Origin of the sequence: Enterobacter cloacae complex sp. R_G8, assembly GCF_024599795.1 — a bacterium.
Classification (GTDB): Bacteria; Pseudomonadota; Gammaproteobacteria; order Enterobacterales; family Enterobacteriaceae; genus Enterobacter; species Enterobacter dissolvens.
Window position 1 is genome coordinate 1512923 of the sequence record NZ_CP102246.1, and the last position, 22138, is coordinate 1535060.

Below are 22138 nucleotides of genomic sequence, written 5' to 3' on the forward strand. Positions count from 1 at the left end.
GGTGACATGTCACGTCTGTTATCACGCTGGCAACAGCCGAACGCTGAGGGGCGGACCCAGTCCGTCACGCCGGAACGCGCCGGGTGGGGATATGTTGGCTTTGAGGCCTATGAGCTGCAGGAGGGGCAGCAGCTGACGCTGCCGGCGGTCAGCGAAGAGCGCTGTCTGGTGCTGGTGGCCGGGCGCGCATCCATCAGCACGCCTTCCGCGCAGTTTAACGATATTGGCGAGCGGATGAGCCCGTTCGAGCGCATCAAGCCGTGGGCGGTGTACGTTACCCCGCAGGAGACGGTGCAGGTGAAGGCGCTCACGAAGCTGGAACTGGCGGTTTGCGCCGCTCCGGGTAAAGGTAGCTGGCCGACGCGGTTGATTGCACCGCAGGATATCGACGCTGAAGCGCGCGGCAAAGGCCATAACCAGCGCTACGTACACAACATTCTGCCGGAAGACAAACCGGCTGACAGCCTGCTGGTGGTGGAGGTCTGGACCAACGAAGGCTGCACCAGCTCGTACCCGAGTCATAAGCACGACACGGATAATCCGCCCCAGGAGACGTATCTGGAGGAGACCTATTACCATCGCCTCAACCCGGAGCAGGGGTTCTGCATGCAGCGGGTCTACACTGACGACAGAACGCTGGATGAATGCATGGCGGTCTACAACCGTGATGTGGTGATGGTGCCGAAGGGCTACCACCCGGTGGCAACCATGGCGGGGTATGACAGCTACTACCTCAACGTAATGGCCGGGCCGGTGCGCAAATGGATGTTCACGTGGGAAGAGGACCACGCGTGGATTAACCGGGATTATCCCGCAGAGAGTGGGGGCTGAAGCGGCCTTTCTTGTCGGGTGGCGCTGCGCTTACCCGACCTGCGAAACCGTAGGCTCGCGCAAGCACAGCGCCGCTGGCCGAATTGTCTTCAGTGCATCTGCCTCGCCTGCTCAATCGTGCGCGCAATGGCTTCCGGCTGGCTCACCATCGACACGTGGCTTGCCGCGACCTCGGTGGTGTTCGCATGGATGGCCTTCGCCATCGCGCGTTCAAGCTCAGGATTGATCATCCGGTCGTTCTTGCTTACCACATACCAGCTCGGTTTAGCGTGCCACGCCGCGCGAGTGATCTTTTCACCAAACGCATCGCCCTTTATTGGCCCCTGTGTGGCGTCGATAATCTGTTGTTCACCCGGTTTCACATCCGGTGCGAAGTCCTTACTGACCGACGCAGGCGGCAGGTATAAAAAGCCGTCCGCGGTTTTCGCGATACCCGCGCTCCCCGGGGGCGCCGGGTAGCTATTCGCCAGCTCTGCCGTTGACTGGCCGGCGTCCGGCGCGAACGCCGCCACATACACCAGCGATTTCACCCGCGCATCGTTGCCGGCCTCGCTAATCACGGTGCCGCCCCAGGAGTGACCTACCAGTACTACGTCCCCGTGTGCGCGGGCGATGGCGCGCCGGGTGGCCGCTACGTCATCTTTCAGCGACGTGAGCGGCAGCTGAACGGCGATAACCTCGGTGTGGCGTTTCTGTAAAAGGGAAATCACCTTGTTCCAGCTGCTGCCGTCGGCAAAGGCGCCATGCACCAGCACCACGCTGGTTTCACTCTGCGCAAAGGCGCTGGCCGACATCGCCAGCAGACCCGCCGTCAGTATCGATACTGTTTTCATCTTCAGGCTCCTCAGAAATGGTGGACCGGCGCATGCGGCGGCACGATGAACTCAAGGGTTTTATGGTCGAGAGGCTTATGTGTCGGGTCGGCCAGGATAATGGTCACCTTGTGTTTTCCGGCGGGCAGTCCCACCAGAATCACCGGCTCACCGCTGGTGTCCGCCCAGTGCCAGGATGCGTCATCCACCACAACGTGAATATGGCCGATGCGCGGAGTGACTTTCAGTGCGTCGGGTCCAAAGACAGGTTCAATGCGCAGGTTTTCAACACGGTACTGAATAAAGACGGCACCCTTACTCAGCGGGCCTGCCAGCGGTGGATCGACAATCAGCCTGGCGGGCGGCTGGGGCTGCTCAAGCGGGGCAACGGCAGCCGGACCGTTGACGTCGGCGGCGCTGAGATTATCCAGTGGTGCCCCCCAAGAGCTGACCGATGCCACGGCCAGGGCCGGGAGCAATAAATATCGGCGAATCATCTGTGTCTCCTTATCGGTTCATAGTGATAACGAACACAGAAGACCATTTTTATGTATCAGAGATGTTTGCTGCGGGCGGCTTTTTGTACCGGCTTGTCTGCGGGGCGTTCTCGATACAGTGTGATACATTCTGCGTGCCCGAACGGCGCACAATGGCGATCGCCAGCCCGGCAATTACAAGCGTTAACCCGGTAGAAACCCACATAGCACCCGCGATCCCCAGCGTTTTGTTAAGCCATGCGTATGCAAACGGCGACGCTGCTGCCATCAGTTGTGCGGGGATCAGAAGCAAACCAGTGCGCCGGGCATAGCTTTCAGCGCTGAACAGCGCCAGCGGTAGCGTGGCTTTGACGATTGTCACCAGCCCGTTGATGGCGCCATAGCCCAGCACAAATCCGGCAGCACACCAGGCATACAGGGTACTGCTTAGCCCAAGAAGAAAGCAGAGCGGCATCGCGAGGGCGGTAAAGCGCGTAAGGGAGAGTGGGGTTGAGCGGGCTCCCGCCATGACCTCGATTGCGCGCGCCCCCGTCTGGCCGAGTCCCCACAGCATGCCGAGGGCGATCGGCAGGCCGACGCTGGCGATAAACTCCGGCAGGTGGGTGGATGTGCCGTTAGAGACGAACGTAATGAGGGCGATAAACGTTGCGTAAAGCCAGCCGTTATGCCGTTCACCGGCCGGGATGGGGGCACTTACGCTGCGGGTAATCGCCAGACGCTGTTGGGGGAGGGTTCGAATGCATACCGCGCTCAGCAGTCCAAAAAGAGCGTAAATTTGCAGCGCATGCTGCCAGCTCATCACCTTCAACAGCGTGTCTCCCAGCGGCCAAAAAACAGCAGACGCCAGCCCACCTGCCAGCGTAATGCGTGAGATCGTTTTTCGCGCCTGCTGTCCATACAGGTTTACCAGCGCGGCGAATAGCGCATCGTAGAGCGACAGGCGCATCCCGATACCGGTCACCAGCCAGGCGCTGTACCAGCCGAAAAGGGTTTGGGTGTATGCCATCCCCGCGCAGCTTACGGCGATCAGCAGCGTTCCACTCATCACCACGTTTTGCCCGCCAAAGCGTGCCAGCAGACGGGCGACAAAAGGGGAGACGGCGGCCATCACCAGCATCGCCAGCGTCAGGCCGAGATAGAGCTGGGGCGATGTCCATCCCCTGTCGGCGATAATGGCGAGGGCAAAAGTGCCGGGCATATAAAAAGAGATCCCCCAGTTGATAAGTTGATTACATCCGGCGGTGAGGGCGAGGCGGCGGGGAAGTGCAGGTGTTTCCATGATTTTTCATTCCGTTATTCAGTTGTCCTGAGCATAACGGGCGCGGTATTGTGCTGGCAGTGCCGTATCTTTATGACCCGTATAAGAGAAACTTTGCATGACGACGCTCAATCTGGGACATCTTGCGACCTTCCGTCTGGTGATCCAGCGCGGCAGTTTTTCGGCTGCAGCGGATCTGCTCGGTATTTCCCAGCCTGCCGTTAGTCTGCAAATACGTCAGCTGGAACAGTTTCTGCAAGCGCGGCTGGTAGAACGAACCGGGCGCGGCATCAAGGCTACACCTGCCGGACAGGCTCTGCTGCTCCACGAAGAGCGTATTCAGCAGGCGGTAGATGAAGCGGTTCGTTCCGTGAGTGAGTTCAGTCACGACGTGAGCGGCACTGTGACGCTTGGCACTGGCGCAACGGCCTGTATCCATCTTTTACCACCGTTGTTGCAGCAGTTACGCAGCGACTACCCGCTCCTGAAAGTGGGGGTAACCACGGGCAACACCCTCGACATTGTCAGGGCGATAGAAGAAAACCGTCTCGATTTGGGGCTGGTGACCCTGCCGGTCAGTGGTAAAAGTCTGGACGTCATGACGGTGATGGACGAAGAGTTTGTTTTTATTGCCTCGCTTATGCAGCAGGAGCGATTTTCGCGTTTAACCCCTGAGGCGTTGCACCTTCAGCCGCTGATTGCCTTTGAATCCGGCAGTGGCACCCGCGCGCTGATAGATGGCTGGTTTGCGGCATGTGGGTTAGCGATTGCGCCGGTGATGCAGCTTGGCAGCATTGAGGCCATCAAACGGATGGTTCGCGCGGGGTTGGGTTATAGCATTGTACCGCGAATGGCGGTTGAACATGCCGCTGACCGCGAAGGGCTAAGCGTCATGTCGCTTGAACCCTTATTGCAGCGGCAGCTGGCTGTTGTGATGCGTCAGGATAAGATCCTCAGCAAAGGGATCGCGGCCATTATTCGGATAATACAAAACCCACCGGCGGATTAGCGATCGGCAGTATCGACGTTCAGGCTGGTTTGCTGCGACTGGAGTTTGTCCTGATGGTGATACCAGGCACCAATGGAGGAATAAACGAAGCGGCCAAAGAAAAACAGGAAGCTGATAAGCAATATGATGCGGGTCATTCGAGTGTTAAATCGATGTCGTTTTCGCATACGTGTGGCCTGACTCACTGTGTTTTTCCTGGACATACCCTTTTGGGCGACGCGGATATTAAGGCACAGCGGGAAGGGTGGGTCAATTCTGCAATGTGTAAATAACCGTCAACATATACATTAACCGATGTTATTAAAAATAATAATTGCATTTACGATATTGATAACACGAAGAAAATTAACCGGAAAAAACGGAATAAAGGAAACTTTGAATTAATTAGTTTGATTTAAGTCAACGGATTCCGCGTAGTGGTATTTAAAATCCCTCCTCCACACTGTTTGCCCCGGATGTTAGCGGGCAGCACGTACGTCAGGTCGGATGCCTGTCTTCATTTTCCCTCTGGAGAAAGGGGTTTAACCGGGCATCTATGAACACTATCGCTTTCCTGAAACAGAATAAAGACCGCTGGTGGGCGCTGCCGCTTATTTTACCGGTGGTGTTGCTCCCCGTGCTGAGCGCGGCCAATACCCTGACGCAACTGGGCGACGGCATTGTGGCACTCTATTATCTGCCGCTGTTTTTCCTGCTCACGTTAATGCTGTTTTTCGGCGCCGCCGCCATTCCCGGAATGGTGTTATCGCTGTTTCTTCGCTACTACGCGTCAGTTGGGCTGTTTGAAACCATCGCCGCGGTTTTCCATTTTATCATTCCTTTAGTGCTGAGCTGGGGCGGTTATCGCGTCTTTGCTCCCAGACGTAATATGACGGCTTACGGGGATGTGCGGCTGATGGCGCTGCGCATTTTCTGGCAAGTCTTTTGCCCTGCCACGCTGTTTCTGGTGCTGTTTCAGTTTGCGGTATATCTTGGCGTGTACGAGAGTCGCCAGAGCCTGGCGGGACTCAATCCCCTTAATATTCGCACCCTGGTTAACTATCAGGCGCTGCTGGTGAGTGGGCTGACGGGCGTACCGCTGAGCTACCTGCTGATCCGACTGATTCGCCATCCGCGTTATTTCCGGGCACTGATTTCTCAGATCCGCGCACAGATAGACAAAAAGGTGACGGTCACCGAGTTTCTGCTCTGGTTTCTCGTCCTTGGCGGGCTGCTGTTACTGCTGCTGATGCCGATGAATGAAAATAGCTCTATTTTCACCACCAACTACACCCTGTCGCTCCTGATGCCGGTGATGCTCTGGGGGGCAATGCGCTTTGGTTACAGGCTGACGTCGCTTATCTGGACGCCGGTCCTGCTGGTGTCTATTCACTATTATTACCGCTATATTCCTGTGAACCAGGGATATGACATTCAACTGGCGATCACCTCTTCCAGCTATCTGGTCTTCTCGTTTGTGGTGATTTATATGTCGATGCTGGCGACTCGCCAGCGCGCCGTGAATAAGCGCGCCAGCAGACTGGCGCTTCTTGACCCGGTCGTACATATGCCCAACCTGCGGGCGTTGTCACGGGAACTGGCTAAAAAACCGTGGTCGGCGCTCTGTTTACTGCGCATTCCTGAACTGGAGGTGCTGGGGCGAAACTACGGTGTGTTACTGCGTATTTTATACAAGCAGCAGCTGGCGCAATGGATTAACGGTACGCTCCAGCCCAACGAGCGCGTCTATCACCTGACCGGCTGTGACCTGGCCGTACGGCTGAACGCGGAATCACACCAGCAGCGCATTGATACGCTTGACGAGCACATTAAACAGTTCCGCTTTGTCTGGGATGGCATGCCGCTGCAGCCGCAGGTGGGGGTAAGTTACTGCTACGTGCGTTCACCGGTGAATCATCTCTATCTGGTGTTAGGAGAGCTGGGGGAGATTGCCGATCTGTCGCTCTCCACTAACCATCCGGAAAATCTTCAGCAGCGTGGTGCAGTCCATCTGCAGCGCAGCCTGAAGGATAAAGTCGCGATGATGAGTCGCCTGCAAAAGGCGCTCGACAACAACGAATTCACCCTGCTGGCGCAGCCCGTTCGCGGCCTGCGTGGCGATCGCTATCATGAAGTGCTGCTGCGGATGCCGGATGCGGACGGCGCGTTACTTACTCCCGATCGGTTCCTGCCCGTCGCTCAGGAGTTTGGCCTGTCGTCGCGGGTCGATTTGTGGGTGCTGGAGCGCACGCTACGCTTCCTGGCCGAACACCGTGACAGGCTGCCCGGCCAGCGCTTTGCCATTAATCTTGCCCCCTCAACCGTCTGTCGCGTGCAGTTCCCGCTGGAGGTGAGTCGACTCCTGACCACCTACGCCGTGGAGCCGTGGCAGTTGATCTTTGAGGTGACCGAGTGCAGCACCTTCGGCAGCGCGGAGCAGGCGATGCAGACCCTGAGGCAGCTACAAAAAATGGGCGTACGCATTGCGATTGATGATTTTGGTACCGGCTATGCGAGCTATGCGCGGCTGAAAAGCGTGGATGCGGACATCCTCAAGATTGACGGCAGCTTTATTCGCAATATCGTCAGCAACAGCCTGGATTACCAGATTGTGGCCTCTATTTGCCATTTAGCGCGAATGAAAAAGATGCTGGTGGTTGCGGAATATGTGGAAACTGAAGAGATACGTAGCGCGGTGCACGCGCTTGGCATCGATTATGTGCAGGGCTATCTGATAGGTCGGCCGGTGGCACTCGAATCACTGCTGGAGGCAGAGGCGTCCGTAGCGGACGCCTGAGCCGTTACGCCGCGACGTCGGCGCTCTCTTCTTCGATTTTGAGCAGCCAGCCGGTGACCGCTTCCCAGTACTGCTGCTCTTTTTCCAGATCCAGCAGAACCAGCGCATTCTGGCTAAACCAGTCGTGCGGGAAGCTCAGCGTCCAGTGATGGTCATCCGTTTTGAGTTTCAGCGTGGGCGGCGTGGTGGTGGCCTGACGCTGGTTATTCAGCAGCACGCCCAGACGCAGCAGCTGGATCAGCGGCAGGAACTGCTTTTTCTTGAACAGCGTGAAGCGCGGCAGATCGTCGAGCTTAATGGCTTTGCGGTGATAGCGCACCAGTGTGGCCATCATGGTTTGCTGCTCCTGGTTGAAGCCCGGCAAATCGCTGTTTTGCAGAATATAGGCGGAATGGCGGTGCATGCCGCTGTGGTTGATGTTCAGCCCCACTTCGTGCAGCATCGCGGCCCATTTCAGCAGGGCGGCAAGCTGCGGATGAGCAAGCTTCGGATTTTGCTCCTGCCACTGATCGTACATCTGTACGGTCGTTTCCAGCACCCGCTTCGCCTGTTCGCGGTCGATGTTGTACTGGTTTGCCAGGCTTTGCGCGGTGCGGCTGCGAATATCCTGATGGCGGAAGCGGCCTTCCATCTCATACAGTACGCCTTCACGCAGCGCACCGTCAGAGAGACGCAGCTCCTTGATGGCCAGCGCATCAAATACGCCGCACAGGATAGCCAGCCCCGGTACAAACACCGCTTTTCGCTCGTCGGAAAGACCCGGCAGGCTTAAGGCGTCGAAACTTTTATGTTTCAGCACCTCTTCAGTCAGCAACGTCAGGCGCTCGGGGGTGATAAAACCGTCTTTTTCACCCATCGCCAGCAGCACTTCATGGGCCGCTTTGATGGTCCCCGACGCCCCCAGCGCGACGTTCCAGCCCTGGATCCGGTACTGCCAGGCCAGATTTTCCAGCTTTTGAACGGCGGCCATGCGCGCCCGCTGGAAGTTTTCCCGGGAGATCGCGCCGCCCGGGAAATACATCTGCGCAAAACTGACGCAGCCCATACGGCGGCTCTCCACCAGACGCGGTTCAAAGTCTTCGCCAATGACCAGCTCTGTGGAGCCGCCGCCGATATCAATCACCAGCTTGCGGCCTTTTTCCGGCTGCGTGTGCTCAACGCCCATAAAAATCAGACGCGCCTCTTCGTTACCGGAGATGATCTCAATGGGGTAGGGGATCACTTTTTCCGCACGCTTGAGGAATTCAGGGGCATTCAGCGCCTGGCGCAGGGTATGCGTGCCCACAATGCAGACGCTGGAAGGCGAGAAGCCCTGCAGGCGTTCAGCAAACAGCGACAGGCAGTTTAAGCCGCGCTCCATCGCCTCTTCGCTGAGCATGCTGCGTTCATCAAGACCATCTGCCAGGTGTACGCGCTGCTTCAGACGACCGATGATCTGCAGCGCGCCATCCACCTCACGGGCGATGACCATGTGGAAACTGTTAGAACCAAGATCGACCGCGGCGAATTCCTGAGGTCGTGGGGTCTTATCATTTATCGGCATAGGTTAATCGGGTTGCTCGAGTGATTTGATATAGTCGTAAATCGCCAGTTGTGACCGCACTTTGCGGCGGTTGCCGCGCGGTACATAGCGGTTACTGAGTTCTTTGTCGATATAGCGTGCTTTCACCGTGTCGCTGAACAGAATCTCGATAATGTCGAGGATCTGCTGTTTCAGACGCGGATCCAGCAGCGGCGCCGCGACTTCAATTCGGTAGTCAATATTGCGTGTCATCCAGTCCGCAGAAGAGAGATAGACCTGTTTATCTCCCGCATTATCGAAAATATAGACGCGATCGTGCTCAAGGTAGCGGTCAACAATGCTGATGACGCGAATATTGTCGCTGATGCCTTCCAGTTCAGGGATCAGGGAACACATGCCGCGGATCAGCAGATTGACCGGAACGCCAGAGCTGGACGCGGCATACAGTCTGTCCACCAGTCCTTTGTCGACCAGATTGTTGAGCTTCAGCGTGATGCCGGAGGACAACCCTTTCTGGGCGTTGGCGATCTCTTTGTCGATCATATCGTACAGCAGGCGGCGCGAGTTCTGCGGTGACACCAGCAGATAATCGAAGCTCACCGGGCGGTACGGGTTCTCAATAAAGTTGAACACCCGGCGCACCTCGTTGGTGATGCGCGCGTCGGCGGTCAGCAGCGAGTAGTCGGTATAAATTCGTGCGGTTTTCTCGTTAAAGTTCCCGGTACCGATGTGGGCATAGCGCACCACGTCGTCACCCTCTTTACGGGAGATCAGGAACAGCTTGGCGTGAATTTTCAGGCCAGGCGCAGAGAAGATGACGTGCACGCCCGCTTCGGTCAGGCGGCGCGCCCAGTGAATGTTGGCCTCTTCGTCGAAACGTGCCTGCAGCTCAACCACCACGGTCACTTTTTTGCCGTTGTGCGCGGCGTGGATCATCGCGTCGATGATGCGGGAGTCTTTGGCCACGCGGTAGATATTGATTTTGATTGCCAGCACGCTCGGGTCAAAGGAGGCCTGACGCAGCAGCTCCAGCACGTGTTCAAACGTGTGGTACGGATAGTAGAGCAGGACGTCGCGTTCGCGGATGGCGTCGAAACCGTTACGGAACTTATCGAACCACAGGTGGCGCAGGCGCGGCAGCGGTTTGTTCACCAGATTGGCTTTGCCGACGTTCGGGAAGCCAATAAAGTCTTTAAAGTTATGGTAACGACCGCCCGGCACGATGGAGTCATAGCGCGAGATAGTCAGCTTGTCGCGCAGCATTTCCACCATCGCGTCTGGCATATCACGCTGATAGACAAAGCGCACCGGTTCGGCCGTCAGACGCTGCTTGAGGCTGGAGGACATCAGCTCCATCAGGCTGGCTTCCATCTCATGCACCAGGTCATATTCGGCGTCACGGGTCATCTTCATCGAATAGGCGTTCAACGCATCGTAATCGAAGAAGCCTTTGAAGATATCGTCCAGGCAGTAACGCAGGATGTTATCCAGCAGGATCATCGGCTTGCGTCTGCGCGGGGTTTCCGGCGGCAGGTTCACAAAGCGTGGCACCTTGTCGGACGGGATCTCCAGCAGCGCGTAACGGATGGATTCACCGCGAATAATTTCCACCGCCAGGTAGGTGTAGTCATCTTTCAGGAACTGCACCAGATCGGTTTCGCGGTTGATCAGAATAGGGGTGATGTGCTGACGCAGATACTGTTTAAAGTAGTGGCGCAGCCAGTTTTGTTGGTTAACGGAGAGCTGACGTTCGTTAATCAGGAAGATTTGATTGCGTGCCATCTCCAGCAGCAACTCGTTATACAGGCCGTCAAATTCCTGATCGGCTTTCAACACGCGGGACTGAATTTTGCCTAACAGATGGCGCGAGTGAGAGTTTAAGCCCTGCTCTTCGCTGATGATGATCCGCCGTTTCAGTTCGGCAAAGCGAACCTTGTAGAACTCATCAAGGTTGTTGGAATAAATGCCCAAAAAGCGCATGCGCTCGATAAGCGGGTTGCTTTTGTCTGCCGCTTCCTGGAGTACGCGTTCGTTGAATGCTAACCAGCTTAGCTCTTTCTCGATATATAACTTTTCCTGACCCATTACAGCTCACACTCCAGTTCAATCACAGGACGTGGTAAATCCGTCTCGTCCTTATTATGGCGAGCATTTCCACGATATGTCCAACAGTGCCAGAAAAGTATGACAGTTATTTTTTTTGTTGAGGATTTTAGAGGGTTGGAGAAGAGGCGTGTCTGAGACTGCGGTGAGGAAGTCGGGTAAACGCAGCGCCACCCGACATCACACGCTACTCTTCGGCCGCATAACCCTGCGGTGGAAGCTGCACGCCGTCCAGCCAGGCGGCACCGTCGCGCATCGCCAGACGCCCGTCGACAAACCAGCTGACCACCAGCGGATAAATGGCATGTTCCTGGCTCTGCACGCGTTCGGTGACATCGTCTTCGGTGTCGCCGTCAAAGACCGGGACTTTCGCCTGCAGGATCACCGGTCCGCCGTCCAGCTCATCGGTCACGAAATGCACCGAAGTCCCGTGCTCCTCATCGCCGTTTTCCAGCACCTGACGATGGGTGTGCAGGCCGGGATATTTTGGCAGAAGCGAAGGGTGGATATTCAGCAGACGCCCGGCGTAGTGCCCGACAAACGCCGGGCTCAGGATGCGCATATAGCCCGCCAGCACCACAACGTCCGGCGCGTAGGCATCAATCTCCTGAACCAGCTCGCGGTCAAAGGCTTCACGGCCGGCGAACTGGCTGGCTTCCAGCGCGTGCGCGGGAATGTTTGCTTCCCGGGCGCGCTCGAGGCCGAACGCGTCGGCCTTGTTGCTGAATACTGCCCGAATGGTGCCATTGATTTTCTTCTGTTTGCAGGCGTCAATGATGGCCTGCAAATTGCTTCCGTTACCGGAAATGAGCACCACGATGTTTTTCATTCAATGACCACACGCTGTTCGGAATCGGAAGCTTTGATAATACCGATTTTCCACGCGTTTTCACCTTTGTCCGTCAGCAGCTTAACGGCTTTATCCGCTTCGCTCGCGGGCAGGGCGATCACCATACCCACGCCACAGTTAAAGGTGCGATACATTTCGTGAGAACTGACGTTGCCCGCGGTTTGCAGCCAGTTAAAGACTGCTGGCCACTGCCATGAGGATTCGTCGATTACCGCCTGGGTGTTGTCCGGCAGTACGCGCGGAATGTTTTCCCAGAAGCCGCCACCGGTCAGGTGGGCAATGGCGTGAACGTCAACGCTCTCAATCAGCTCCAGCACGTTTTTCACGTAGATGCGGGTCGGTGCCAGCAGATGGTCAGCCAGAGGTTTACCTTCAAGCTCAGTGGTTTGTGGGTCGCAACCGCTTACTTCGAGGATTTTACGCACCAGCGAGTAGCCGTTAGAGTGCGGGCCGCTGGAGGCCAGCGCAATCAGCACATCACCATCAGCCACTTTACTGCCGTCGATAATTTCTGATTTTTCTACCACACCCACGCAGAAGCCTGCGACGTCATAATCTTCGCCGTGATACATGCCAGGCATTTCCGCGGTTTCACCGCCAACCAGCGCGCAGCCAGACTGCAGACAGCCTTCGGCGATACCGTTGATCACGCTGGCTGCGGTATCCACGTCCAGTTTGCCGGTCGCGTAGTAGTCGAGGAAGAACAGCGGCTCAGCGCCTTGTACCACCAGGTCGTTTACACACATCGCGACCAGATCGATACCGATCGTGTCGTGACGTTTTAAATCCATCGCCAGGCGCAGTTTTGTGCCTACACCGTCAGTACCCGAGACCAGAACAGGTTCACGATATTTTTGCGGCAGCGCGCACAGTGCGCCGAAGCCACCCAGACCACCCATCACTTCCGGGCGGCGGGTTTTTTTCACCACACCTTTGATTCGGTCAACCAGCGCATTACCTGCGTCAATATCAACACCGGCATCTTTGTAGCTGAGAGAAGTTTTGTTGGTCACGGCTCAAGTCCCCACGCGATTGCATAGCTAGTAAGAAAAATCGGCGCAATTCTAACAGTCCAGGCAAACGTTTGCGAGCCTATTCTCGGCGCGAGGATCTTTTTTTCTGTGACACCTCAGGTGGCGCGCAAACTTGACTCCGTTCACGAAAATGAAACCGGTTTCGGCGATCTGCTTGCAAGCGGTTTAGCGAATGAACATCATGAAACTGAAACCGGTTTCAGTTTCATTCAGGAGGGATGAACGTCATGAACATCGCCGCATTTGATATCGGTGGCACTGCGTTAAAAATGGGGATTGTGACAGCGCAGGGCGAGCTGCTGCAGACGGACAAGGCCGCCATTAAGAACAGCGATGGCGACGCTATCCTGTCGCAGATGCTGAACTGGGTGGCGGCGCATCCCGGGCTTGAGGGGATCGCCATCAGCGCGCCGGGGTATGTCAATCCGCATACCGGGTTTATTGCGATGGGCGGGGCCATTCGCCGCTTCGACCAGTTCGCGATGAAAGGCTGGCTTGAGACGCAGACGGGTTTACCGGTCACCGTGGAGAATGACGCCAACTGCGTGCTGCTGGCGGAACGCTGGCAGGGCAAGGCAACAGAGATGGACAGCTTTCTGGTGCTAACCATCGGCACCGGGATCGGCGGGGCGATTTTCTGCAACGGCAGGCTGGTTCACGGGGCGCGTTTTCGCGCCGGAGAGTTCGGCTACATGCTCACGGAAAGGGCTGACTCACGGCGCGTGGCCCGCCACTCCATGAATGAAAACTGCACATTACGCACGCTTCGCAAGCGCTATGCCGACTTTCACGGTCTGACGCTTGAGGACGTTACAGGTGAAGCCATTTTTGATGGTTATGACGCAGGCGACGCGGTGTGTCGCCGCCTGGTTGATGATTTTCTTAACGGCATTGCGACAGGGCTCTACAACCTGGCGAATGTGTTCGATCCGCAGACCATTTTCATTGGCGGCGGTATCGCGGAGCGGCCCGGATTTATGGATCTGCTTCGCACTCATCTTGCGTGGTTTGGCATCGCGGACATCGCCGATGTCGTCAGCCACGGCAACCGGGCCGGTCTTGTCGGTGCGGTTTACCACTTCAGACAGCAGTATCCGTCAGCAATCAGCAACATCGAATGAGGGAAAGAGTATGTCAGGATTTAAAGCAGGTTTTATGTGGGGCGGCGCGGTGGCCGCGCACCAGCTTGAAGGTGGCTGGAAAGAGGGCGGTAAAGGGGTGAGCGTCGCCGATGTCATGACCGCTGGCGCCCACGGCGTGCCGCGTGAAATCACCGACGGCGTGCTGCCTGGGAAAAACTACCCGAACCACGAAGCCATCGATTTTTACCATCGCTATAAGGAAGACATCAAACTCTTTGCGGAGATGGGGTTCAAATGCTTCCGTACCTCCATTGCCTGGACGCGTATTTTCCCGAAAGGGGACGAGCTGGAGCCAAACGAAGCAGGCCTGAAGTTCTATGATGACCTGTTCGACGAGTGTCTGAAACACGGGATTGAGCCGGTTATCACCCTGTCGCATTTCGAGATGCCGTTTCATCTGGTCACCGAGTACGGCGGCTGGCGCAACCGTAAGCTGATCGACTTCTTTGTCCGCTTTGCCAAAGCGGTCTTCCAGCGCTATCAGCATAAAGTGAAGTACTGGATGACCTTTAACGAGATCAACAACCAGGCTAACTTCCACGAAGATTTTGCGCCGTTTACCAACTCCGGGCTGAAATATGCGCCGGGTGAAGACCGTGAGCCGGTGATGTTCCAGGCCGCGCACTACGAGCTGGTGGCCAGCGCGCTGGCGGTGAAAGCCGGGCGCGAGATTAATCCTTCCCTGCAGATCGGCTGCATGATTGCCATGTGCCCCATTTATCCGCTGACCTGTGCGCCTGACGACATCATGATGGCGATGAACGCGATGCATCGTCGCTACTGGTTCACCGACGTTCACGTGCGCGGCAAGTATCCGCAGCATCTGCTTAACTACTTTGCGCGTCGTGGTTTCACGCTGGACATTACCGAAGAAGACAAAGCGGCGCTGACGCAGGGCTGCGTGGATTACATCGGCTTTAGCTATTATATGTCCTTCGCCACCAAAGCGACGGCAGATAACCCGGAATTGGATTACGATGAAAGCAAGAGTCTGGTCTCCAACCCGTACGTGCAGAAATCTGACTGGGGGTGGCAGATTGACCCGGTTGGCCTGCGCTACTCCCTGAACTGGTTCTGGGATCACTATCAGCTGCCGCTGTTCATTGTTGAGAACGGCTTCGGTGCCATCGACGTGCAGGAGCAGGACGGCACGGTGAACGACCAGTACCGCATTGATTATCTCTCGGCGCACATCCGCGAGATGAAGAAAGCGGTGGTGGAAGATGGCGTGGATCTGATGGGATACACCCCGTGGGGCTGTATCGATCTCGTTTCTGCCGGCACCGGCGAGATGAAGAAACGCTACGGGTTTATCTTTGTTGATAAAGATAATGAAGGGAACGGCACGCTGAACCGCAGCAAGAAAAAGTCATTTGACTGGTATAAGCAGGTGATTGCGAGTAACGGCGAGCAGCTATAATTGCCCGGTGGCGCTGCGCTTACCGGGCCTACGGGATTTGTAGGCCGGGCAAGCGTTAGCGCCACCCGGCAGAACCCCGCATCCAAGCCGGAGTCTCGCCTCCGGTTTTTTGTCTCTAAATCACTTTGCTTGATATACGTCAAGCAAGATGGGTATGGCCTAATCCGAAAAAAGCGGTATAATCCCGCGATTTTTTTGCGGACGCCACCTCAGAGGAGAAAGAGAATGAAGATTGTGGAAGTGAAACACCCACTCGTTAAACACAAGTTGGGCCTGATGCGTGAGCATGACATCAGCACGAAGCGTTTTCGCGAACTGGCATCTGAAGTCGGCAGCCTGCTGACCTACGAAGCGACCTCTGACCTCGAAACGGAAAAAGTGACCATCGAAGGCTGGAACGGCCCGGTGCAGGTTGAGCAGATCAAAGGTAAGAAAATTACCGTGGTGCCGATCCTGCGTGCCGGTCTCGGCATGATGGAAGGCGTGCTGGAACACGTACCGAGCGCGCGCATCAGCGTGGTGGGGATCTACCGTAATGAAGAGACCCTGGAGCCGGTTCCGTACTTCCAGAAGCTGGTGTCTAACATCGACGAGCGTATGGCGCTGGTGGTTGACCCGATGCTGGCGACCGGCGGCTCAATGATTGCCACCATCGACCTGCTGAAAAAAGCAGGCTGCAGCAGCATCAAAGTGCTGGTGCTGGTTGCGGCACCGGAAGGGATCGCGGCGCTGGAAAAAGCACACCCGGATGTGGAGCTGTACACCGCGTCTGTCGACCAGGGGCTCAACGAGCACGGGTACATTATCCCGGGGCTGGGCGATGCCGGCGATAAGATCTTTGGTACGAAATAATCGAATAACGATAAATAAGCCGACTTTGAGAGTCGGCTTTTTTTTGAATAAAACACACATAACTAACCATCTCAGAGGAAAACACTATGACGCGCCGTGCTATCGGGGTGAGTGAAAGACCGCCGCTTTTACAGACTATCCCGCTTAGTTTGCAGCACCTGTTCGCTATGTTTGGCGCAACCGTGCTGGTGCCAATCCTGTTTCACATTAACCCGGCTACCGTGTTGCTGTTCAATGGTATCGGGACGCTGCTGTACCTCTTTATCTGTAAAGGCAAAATCCCGGCGTATCTGGGGTCGAGCTTTGCTTTTATCTCGCCGGTGTTGCTGCTGCTACCCCTGGGGTATGAAGTGGCGCTGGGCGGCTTTATCATGTGCGGCGTGCTGTTCTGCCTGGTCTCTTTCATTGTGAAGAAGGCCGGTACCGGCTGGCTGGACGTGATGTTCCCACCTGCGGCGATGGGGGCCATCGTTGCCGTCATCGGTCTGGAGCTGGCAGGCGTGGCGGCGAATATGGCTGGTCTGCTGCCTGCTGATGGGCAGTCGCCGGACTCCAAAACCATCATCATCTCACTGGTGACGCTGGGCGTGACGGTATTTGGCTCCGTGCTGTTCCGCGGTTTTATGGCGATTATCCCGATCCTGATCGGCGTGCTGGCGGGTTATGCACTCTCCTTCGTGATGGGCGTTGTCGATACCACCCCAATCGCTCAGGCGCACTGGTTTGCCCTGCCAACCTTCTATACGCCACGCTTTGAATGGTTTGCCATCTTCACTATTCTGCCTGCCGCGCTGGTGGTTATCGCTGAACACGTTGGCCACCTTGTGGTGACGGCGAACATCGTCAAACGTGACCTGATCCGCGACCCGGGTCTGCACCGCTCGATGTTTGCAAACGGCTTCTCGACGATCATCTCCGGTTTCTTTGGCTCAACGCCAAACACCACTTACGGTGAGAATATTGGCGTCATGGCGATCACCCGCGTTTACAGTACCTGGGTTATCGGCGGCGCGGCCATCATCGCAATCCTGCTCTCCTGCGTGGGTAAACTGGCAGCAGCGATCCAGATCATCCCGGTTCCGGTGATGGGCGGCGTGTCTCTGCTGCTGTACGGCGTAATTGGCGCATCCGGTATTCGCGTGCTGATTGAGTCCAAAGTGGACTACAGCAAAGCGCAGAACCTGATCCTGACTTCCGTTATCCTGATCATCGGTGTGAGCGGCGCGAAGGTTCACATCGGCGCGGCCGAGCTGAAAGGCATGGCGCTGGCGACCATCGTTGGTGTGGGCCTGAGCCTGATTTTCAAGCTGATTTCCGTGATCCGTCCGGAAGAGGTGGTACTGGACGCCGACGAAAGCGAAAAAGCGTCACACTGATCGTAAAGCCGGGTGAGGGATCGCCCGGTTCTCTCCTGGCAGGTTCCGTGCTAAACTCCGTTCCGATTTTATGTAAGATCTGGTTGAGGTACTTCTGAACGGACCGGCACAGCTCTCTCTGCCACTCTATCTCCCTGACGACGAAACTTTCGCGAGTTTCTGGCCGGGTGATAACCCCTCTTTACTGGCTGCACTCCAGAATGTGCTGCGCCAGGATCACAGCGGATACATCTATATCTGGTCACGCGAAGGCGCGGGGCGCAGTCACCTGTTGCATGCCGCCTGTGCGGAGCTTTCTGCGCGGGGGGATGCGGTAGGCTATGTACCGCTGGATAAACGTACCTGGTTTGTGCCTGACGTGCTGGAGGGAATGGAACATCTCTCCCTGGTCTGCATCGATAATATCGAATGCGTGGCGGGGGATGAGCCATGGGAAATGGCGATCTTTAACCTCTATAACCGTATCCTGGAATCGGGCAAAACCCGGCTGCTGATCACCGGCGATCGTCCGCCGCGCCAGCTTAATCTGGGGCTGCCGGATCTTGCTTCCCGTCTCGACTGGGGGCAAATTTACAAGCTGCAGCCGCTGTCAGATGAAGACAAACTCCAGGCGTTGCAGTTGCGCGCCAGACTGCGCGGATTTGAACTGCCGGAAGACGTGGGGCGTTTCCTGCTCAAGCGTCTGGATCGGGAGATGCGCACGCTGTTTGACACGCTCGATCAGCTCGATCGCGCCTCCATTACTGCCCAGCGTAAGCTCACCATTCCGTTTGTGAAAGATATTCTGAAGCTTTGAGGTTGTTTGCCCGGTGGCGCAGCCGCCACCCGGCTAGAGATCTCCCATCAAGTGCTCCACCAGCAGCGGAATCGGCCTCCCTGAGGCCACGCTTCTGCCACCCTCACGCCACAGCGCTGTACCGCTAATGTCCAGATGCGCCCACGGGATTGTCGGCGGGCAGAAGTGATGCAGCAGCCACGCTGCCGAGGCGCTGATTGCCGCATTGTTGGGCGGCGTATTGCAGAGATCGGCGATGGCGCTGTCAGTCTGCTTTTTCAGCCGCGCATTCAGCGGCAGGGACCATACTTCATCTCCACTCTGTTTTCCTGCCTGCGTCAGCGCCTGGCGCAGCGGTTCATCCTGGGTCATCAACCCGCTCAGTTCATATCCCAGCGCTTTGACCACCGCACCCGTCAGCGTTGCCATATCGATAATATAGCGCGCCTGCGGATGGCGCTGGCTGGCCCAGGCGATAGCGTCTGCCAGCACCAGCCGGCCTTCTGCATCGGTATTGTTGATTTCAACCGTGGTGCCGTTGCAGGCTCTGGCTACCGTGCCAGGCTGCATGGCGTCCGGGCCGATGGCGTTTTCTGCCAGCGCCAGCACGCCCATGAGGCGCACGGGGAGCGCCAGCTCTGCAACGGTCAGCATCAGCCCCAGCACATTCGCCGCGCCGCACATGTCATATTTCATGGTGTACATGCCCGCGCCGTCTTTGAGCCACAGGCCGCCGGTATCGAAGGTAATGCCTTTACCTACATAGCAGCGCACCGGGCCGTCAGAAACACCGTCATAGTGAATAGCCAGCAGTCGTGGCGGGCAGGAGGCGCCTTTGCCAACGGCGTGAAGCAGCCCCAGACCCTGTTCAACGATCTGCTTGTCATCCAGCACGTCACAGCGCAGGGCAGGGAAAGCCGCGCACAGCGTCTGCGCCTCCTGCACCATAAACTGCGGCGTGCAGCGGTCGGAGGGGATATCGGCCAGACGGCGTGCGGCGACCATTCCACGGCTAATGGCGAGCTGCTGGCGGAAGATAACGTCCAGCCGCGCCTGCTGTTCTGGCAGGCAGAGGGCGGTAACGTGCTCAACGCGCAAAGTGACATCGTCCGCTTTCTTCAGCTGCAGATCGCTAAGCCTGTGCGACTGATTAAAAAGAAAACGCAGGAGCTGTTGCAGCACAACGTCGTCAATGTGGGTGACATCCAGCACTACGTCGGTGCTGACGGGCGTCGCCAGCAGCGGGCGGAGGGCGGTGAGTAATCCTTCAGTCAGCCCGTCATGCCAGAGTGCATCCGGCACCAGGGTGATGCGTGCAAAGGGCGCACAGCCAAATCGGGTGTCGGCAACGGCGTCCTGTCCGCGCATTTCCGCAATCAGCGGAGTGTCCGGCAGCAGCGGGCACGCGCTGCGGGCGATGAGATGGCTGTGTGGAGTTGCCTCTGAAAGGTCCGTTATTAGCTGATACGTCATCATTATTACTCCTCAATCGGGGCGCGGATCCGTGCGGCATAGGCCTGCATCCATTCATCATCCACCGCCTGATAGTGCGTTTTTTCCCGCAGGCGTTCGGCGCGAAACACGGTCAGCGGCTGGCGCGCGGTCGCCACCACAAACGAGAATGTTTTGATGTTGGTGGCGGCGCCAAATTCACCTTTGTTATTCATGCATACCACGGAGAGATCGCCCGCGCGGCCAAAACGCGACATCAGCTTGTCTTCCAGCTCGAACACCACGGAATCTGCCGCCTGCTGCGGAGACATCCCCTGCGCCATGCGGCGAACAATTTCGTAGCTGGTGCAGCCTTTCATCAGATCTTCGCCCACGCCCGTGGCGGTGGCGGCGCCAGTTTCACTGTCGCAGTAGAAGCCGGAGCCGATGATCGGTGAATCGCCAAGGCGGCCGCGCTTTTTCATAAACAGGCCGCTGGTGGAGGTGGCCACGCTCATGGATCCCTGTTTGTCGAGACCGATAATCCCGACGGTGTCATGACCATCGTAGGGGCTTAAGCCTTTATCCAGCGTCTCCCGGCAGCGCTTGCGGTAGTGCTGCATGGCCCGGTCGGTGAGCATCGTTTTGTCGGCAAAACCCTGGCTCAATGCCCACTCCCGCGCGCCCTGGCCGACCAGCAGGCTGTTATAGCGCTGGCGGCTTAACGCCTGCGCCACGCGCACCGGGTTGGCGATATCCACCAGATTTCCCACGGCGCCAAAGGCCAGCGTGTCGCCATCCATGTAGGCGGCGTCCAGTTCCACCTCGCCATTTTCGGTTGGTAGCCCGCCGTAGCCGACCGATTTATAGAACGGAAAGTCCTCGACGGCGGCAACGGCATCCACGACCGCGGCAGCCACCGGTTTTCCTGCTGCCAGCGCAGAGGCCGACTCGGTGACGCCTTCAAGCGCCATTCGCCAGGTGGCGATAATTCCCCACATGCTTTACTCCTGTTTTGCAAGGGTGGTGTCGGTTTGCGTCACGGTGGCAATCTCCGCGGTGCGGTACTGTTTATCCACGATACGCATGAAAGGCAGATACAGCATGGCGCCAATCAGCAGGTTGATAAGCTGCATGATGCTGCCGCTGAGATGCCCGGTGACGATAAAACCGCTGATAACAGGCGGCAGCGTCCAGGGGATAAACACCCCGGTGGTGACGGCGACCGCACCAATTTTCATTGCCACGTACTGCACGGTGACCAGCACCAGCGGCACCAGATTGAACGGAATGAGCATGATCGGGTTCATGATCACCGGCAGGCCGAACAGAATAGGCTCGTTGATGTTAAACACCGAGGCTCCCGCGCCCAGGCGTGCCACTTCGCGCATGTTTTTACTGCGGGTGAAAATCAGCATCGCAATCACCAGCGACAGCGTGGCCCCTGCGCCGCCCATCCAGATCATGTCAAAAAACTGTTCGGTGATAATGTGCGGCGGCGTGGCGCCGGCCTGAATAGCGGCGATGTTATCGGTCTGGTTCTCCATCCACAGCGGGCGAATAATGCCGTTGATCATCGAACCGGAGTTAATGCCCACAGACCACAGAATGGTGATGCTGAATACGGTCATCAGCGCGCCAAAATAGGAGGTACCGTAGTGGCGAACCGGGGTTGCCACCACCTCGTAAATAAACTGGTGGATGGTGTTGTAATGGGTGTTTTCAAAGCCGATGCGGATAACCAGCACCAGGATCATCACCAGCAGGGCAGGGATCAGCGCCGCGAACGACTCCTGCACCGCAGGCGGTACGCCATCCGGCATTCTGATAACCAGTTTTTTGCGCTTCAGCCAGCAGAACAGCTCCGTCCACAGCAGAGAACCAATCATCGCCACAAACAGACCCTTACTGCCAATCCACTCTACCGGCATGACGGTGATGCCGCCATTTTCTGCCACTTTGATAAAAGGAGTCAGGATCAGAAAGGCGACCAGCGCCAGGATGCCGCAGGAGATACGGTCTTCGCCATAGTGTTCAGCCAGGCGGTAGGCGACCAGGAAGCTGATAAACAACGACATGGTCGAGAACACCGCGTTGAACGGGATTTCGATAATCGCACTCCAGCTTTCCCCAAACGCCTGAGACATAAACTGCTGATAGGTTTGATTGGGGAAGGAGGAGATCACCAGCAGGATGGAGCCAACGATGATAAACGGCATGAATGAAACGTAGGCACCGCGAATGGCACCAAGATGACGCTGCTGGGCCGTTTTGGCCGCCAGCGGCATTAGTTTTGCTTCAAGAAATCCCAGAACATTGTTCATTGTGAACTCCGTACAAGATTGAGAGGTGTTGTTTGTGTTATCTGTGGGGATTATCAGTGAAGCGCGGCGAGCGAAAGGTGAAATCGGTCACAAAGCAATCGCTGATGCATGATAAATCTCATAAGA

The 22138-nt window shown here is 56.9% G+C and carries 19 protein-coding genes; 8 read left to right on the plus strand and 11 right to left on the minus strand.

The window, feature by feature from the left end; genetic code table 11:
• The first annotated feature begins 6 nt into the window (after nucleotides 1-6).
• Entirely contained in the window at nucleotides 7-831 is an 825-nt protein-coding gene (gene iolB / locus NQ842_RS07230) for a 5-deoxy-glucuronate isomerase (protein ID WP_014832876.1), read from the plus strand.
• An 89-nt stretch (nucleotides 832-920) separates the two neighbouring features.
• On the opposite strand, the gene NQ842_RS07235 is transcribed toward iolB, so the two are convergent.
• From NQ842_RS07235 to NQ842_RS07245, 3 genes are read right to left on the minus strand one after another with little or no spacing between them, the layout of a single operon-like run.
• Nucleotides 921-1664, minus strand: coding sequence for an alpha/beta fold hydrolase (locus tag NQ842_RS07235; RefSeq protein WP_257256676.1), 744 nt, complete (start codon nucleotides 1662-1664; stop codon nucleotides 921-923).
• A gap of 11 nt (nucleotides 1665-1675) precedes the next feature.
• The gene (locus NQ842_RS07240; protein ID WP_257256677.1) at nucleotides 1676-2140 is read right to left on the minus strand and encodes a DUF6130 family protein; all 465 of its coding nucleotides are present in this window, start codon (nucleotides 2138-2140) and stop codon (nucleotides 1676-1678) included.
• Between the two features lie 49 nt (nucleotides 2141-2189).
• Nucleotides 2190-3419: an MFS transporter gene (locus tag NQ842_RS07245; RefSeq protein WP_257256678.1), complete on the minus strand. Its 1230-nt coding sequence runs from the start codon at nucleotides 3417-3419 to the stop codon at nucleotides 2190-2192.
• Between the two features lie 97 nt (nucleotides 3420-3516).
• Here NQ842_RS07245 and NQ842_RS07250 point away from each other — a divergent pair, with 97 nt between their 5' ends.
• Complete coding sequence (locus NQ842_RS07250) at nucleotides 3517-4407, plus strand: LysR family transcriptional regulator (RefSeq protein WP_257256679.1); 891 nt, start codon at nucleotides 3517-3519, stop codon at nucleotides 4405-4407.
• Here NQ842_RS07250 and NQ842_RS07255 read toward each other — a convergent pair.
• Nucleotides 4404-4574 carry a YfgG family protein gene (locus tag NQ842_RS07255; protein ID WP_028027964.1) on the minus strand — a complete coding sequence of 57 codons (171 nt, stop codon included), beginning with the start codon at nucleotides 4572-4574 and terminating at the stop codon, nucleotides 4404-4406. The genes NQ842_RS07250 and NQ842_RS07255 overlap by 4 nt on opposite strands.
• Before the next feature lie 368 nt (nucleotides 4575-4942).
• On the opposite strand from NQ842_RS07255, the gene NQ842_RS07260 reads away from it, so the two are divergent.
• The gene (locus NQ842_RS07260; RefSeq protein WP_257256680.1) at nucleotides 4943-7183 is read left to right on the plus strand and encodes a sensor domain-containing phosphodiesterase; all 2241 of its coding nucleotides are present in this window, start codon (nucleotides 4943-4945) and stop codon (nucleotides 7181-7183) included.
• 4 nt (nucleotides 7184-7187) lie between these two features.
• On the opposite strand, the gene ppx is transcribed toward NQ842_RS07260, so the two are convergent.
• The 4 genes from ppx to purM form a co-directional block, all read right to left on the minus strand.
• Nucleotides 7188-8726 (minus strand): exopolyphosphatase, encoded by a 1539-nt coding sequence (ppx, locus tag NQ842_RS07265; RefSeq protein WP_014832869.1) that lies wholly within the window; start codon nucleotides 8724-8726, stop codon nucleotides 7188-7190.
• A gap of 3 nt (nucleotides 8727-8729) precedes the next feature.
• Nucleotides 8730-10790, minus strand: coding sequence for a polyphosphate kinase 1 (ppk1, locus tag NQ842_RS07270; RefSeq protein WP_014832868.1), 2061 nt, complete (start codon nucleotides 10788-10790; stop codon nucleotides 8730-8732).
• A 205-nt stretch (nucleotides 10791-10995) separates the two neighbouring features.
• Nucleotides 10996-11637 (minus strand): phosphoribosylglycinamide formyltransferase, encoded by a 642-nt coding sequence (gene purN / locus NQ842_RS07275; RefSeq protein ID WP_014832867.1) that lies wholly within the window; start codon nucleotides 11635-11637, stop codon nucleotides 10996-10998.
• Nucleotides 11634-12671, minus strand: coding sequence for a phosphoribosylformylglycinamidine cyclo-ligase (gene purM / locus NQ842_RS07280; RefSeq protein ID WP_014832866.1), 1038 nt, complete (start codon nucleotides 12669-12671; stop codon nucleotides 11634-11636). Before purM ends, purN begins: the two co-directional genes overlap by 4 nt.
• Before the next feature lie 248 nt (nucleotides 12672-12919).
• Between purM and bglK the strand changes: the two genes are divergently transcribed.
• The 5 genes from bglK to NQ842_RS07305 all read left to right on the plus strand — a co-directional run bounded on the left by bglK (nucleotide 12920) and on the right by NQ842_RS07305 (nucleotide 18278).
• Nucleotides 12920-13813, plus strand: coding sequence for a beta-glucoside kinase BglK (bglK, locus tag NQ842_RS07285; protein ID WP_063427693.1), 894 nt, complete (start codon nucleotides 12920-12922; stop codon nucleotides 13811-13813).
• Nucleotides 13814-13823: 10 nt separating this feature from the next.
• Nucleotides 13824-15254: a 6-phospho-beta-glucosidase gene (locus NQ842_RS07290; RefSeq protein WP_063427655.1), complete on the plus strand. Its 1431-nt coding sequence runs from the start codon at nucleotides 13824-13826 to the stop codon at nucleotides 15252-15254.
• Between the two features lie 225 nt (nucleotides 15255-15479).
• Nucleotides 15480-16106: a uracil phosphoribosyltransferase gene (gene upp / locus NQ842_RS07295; RefSeq protein ID WP_003860560.1), complete on the plus strand. Its 627-nt coding sequence runs from the start codon at nucleotides 15480-15482 to the stop codon at nucleotides 16104-16106.
• Between the two features lie 86 nt (nucleotides 16107-16192).
• Complete coding sequence (gene uraA, locus NQ842_RS07300) at nucleotides 16193-17482, plus strand: uracil permease (protein ID WP_013098238.1); 1290 nt, start codon at nucleotides 16193-16195, stop codon at nucleotides 17480-17482.
• A 94-nt stretch (nucleotides 17483-17576) separates the two neighbouring features.
• Complete coding sequence (locus NQ842_RS07305) at nucleotides 17577-18278, plus strand: DnaA inactivator Hda (RefSeq protein WP_211944493.1); 702 nt, start codon at nucleotides 17577-17579, stop codon at nucleotides 18276-18278.
• Nucleotides 18279-18311: 33 nt separating this feature from the next.
• Here NQ842_RS07305 and NQ842_RS07310 read toward each other — a convergent pair whose 3' ends face one another.
• Genes NQ842_RS07310 through celB form a run of 3 tightly spaced genes read right to left on the minus strand, consistent with a single transcriptional unit; the run spans nucleotide 18312 to nucleotide 22012 of the window.
• On the minus strand, nucleotides 18312-19733 hold the full coding sequence (locus tag NQ842_RS07310; protein WP_257256681.1) for a M17 family metallopeptidase: 1422 nt from the start codon (nucleotides 19731-19733) through the stop codon (nucleotides 18312-18314).
• Between the two features lie 2 nt (nucleotides 19734-19735).
• Nucleotides 19736-20689 carry a N(4)-(beta-N-acetylglucosaminyl)-L-asparaginase gene (locus NQ842_RS07315; protein ID WP_013098235.1) on the minus strand — a complete coding sequence of 318 codons (954 nt, stop codon included), beginning with the start codon at nucleotides 20687-20689 and terminating at the stop codon, nucleotides 19736-19738.
• A gap of 3 nt (nucleotides 20690-20692) precedes the next feature.
• A complete protein-coding gene (celB, locus tag NQ842_RS07320; protein WP_257256682.1) occupies nucleotides 20693-22012 on the minus strand; it encodes a PTS cellobiose transporter subunit IIC in 1320 nt (439 codons plus the stop codon).
• Between the last annotated feature and the right edge of the window lie 126 nt (nucleotides 22013-22138).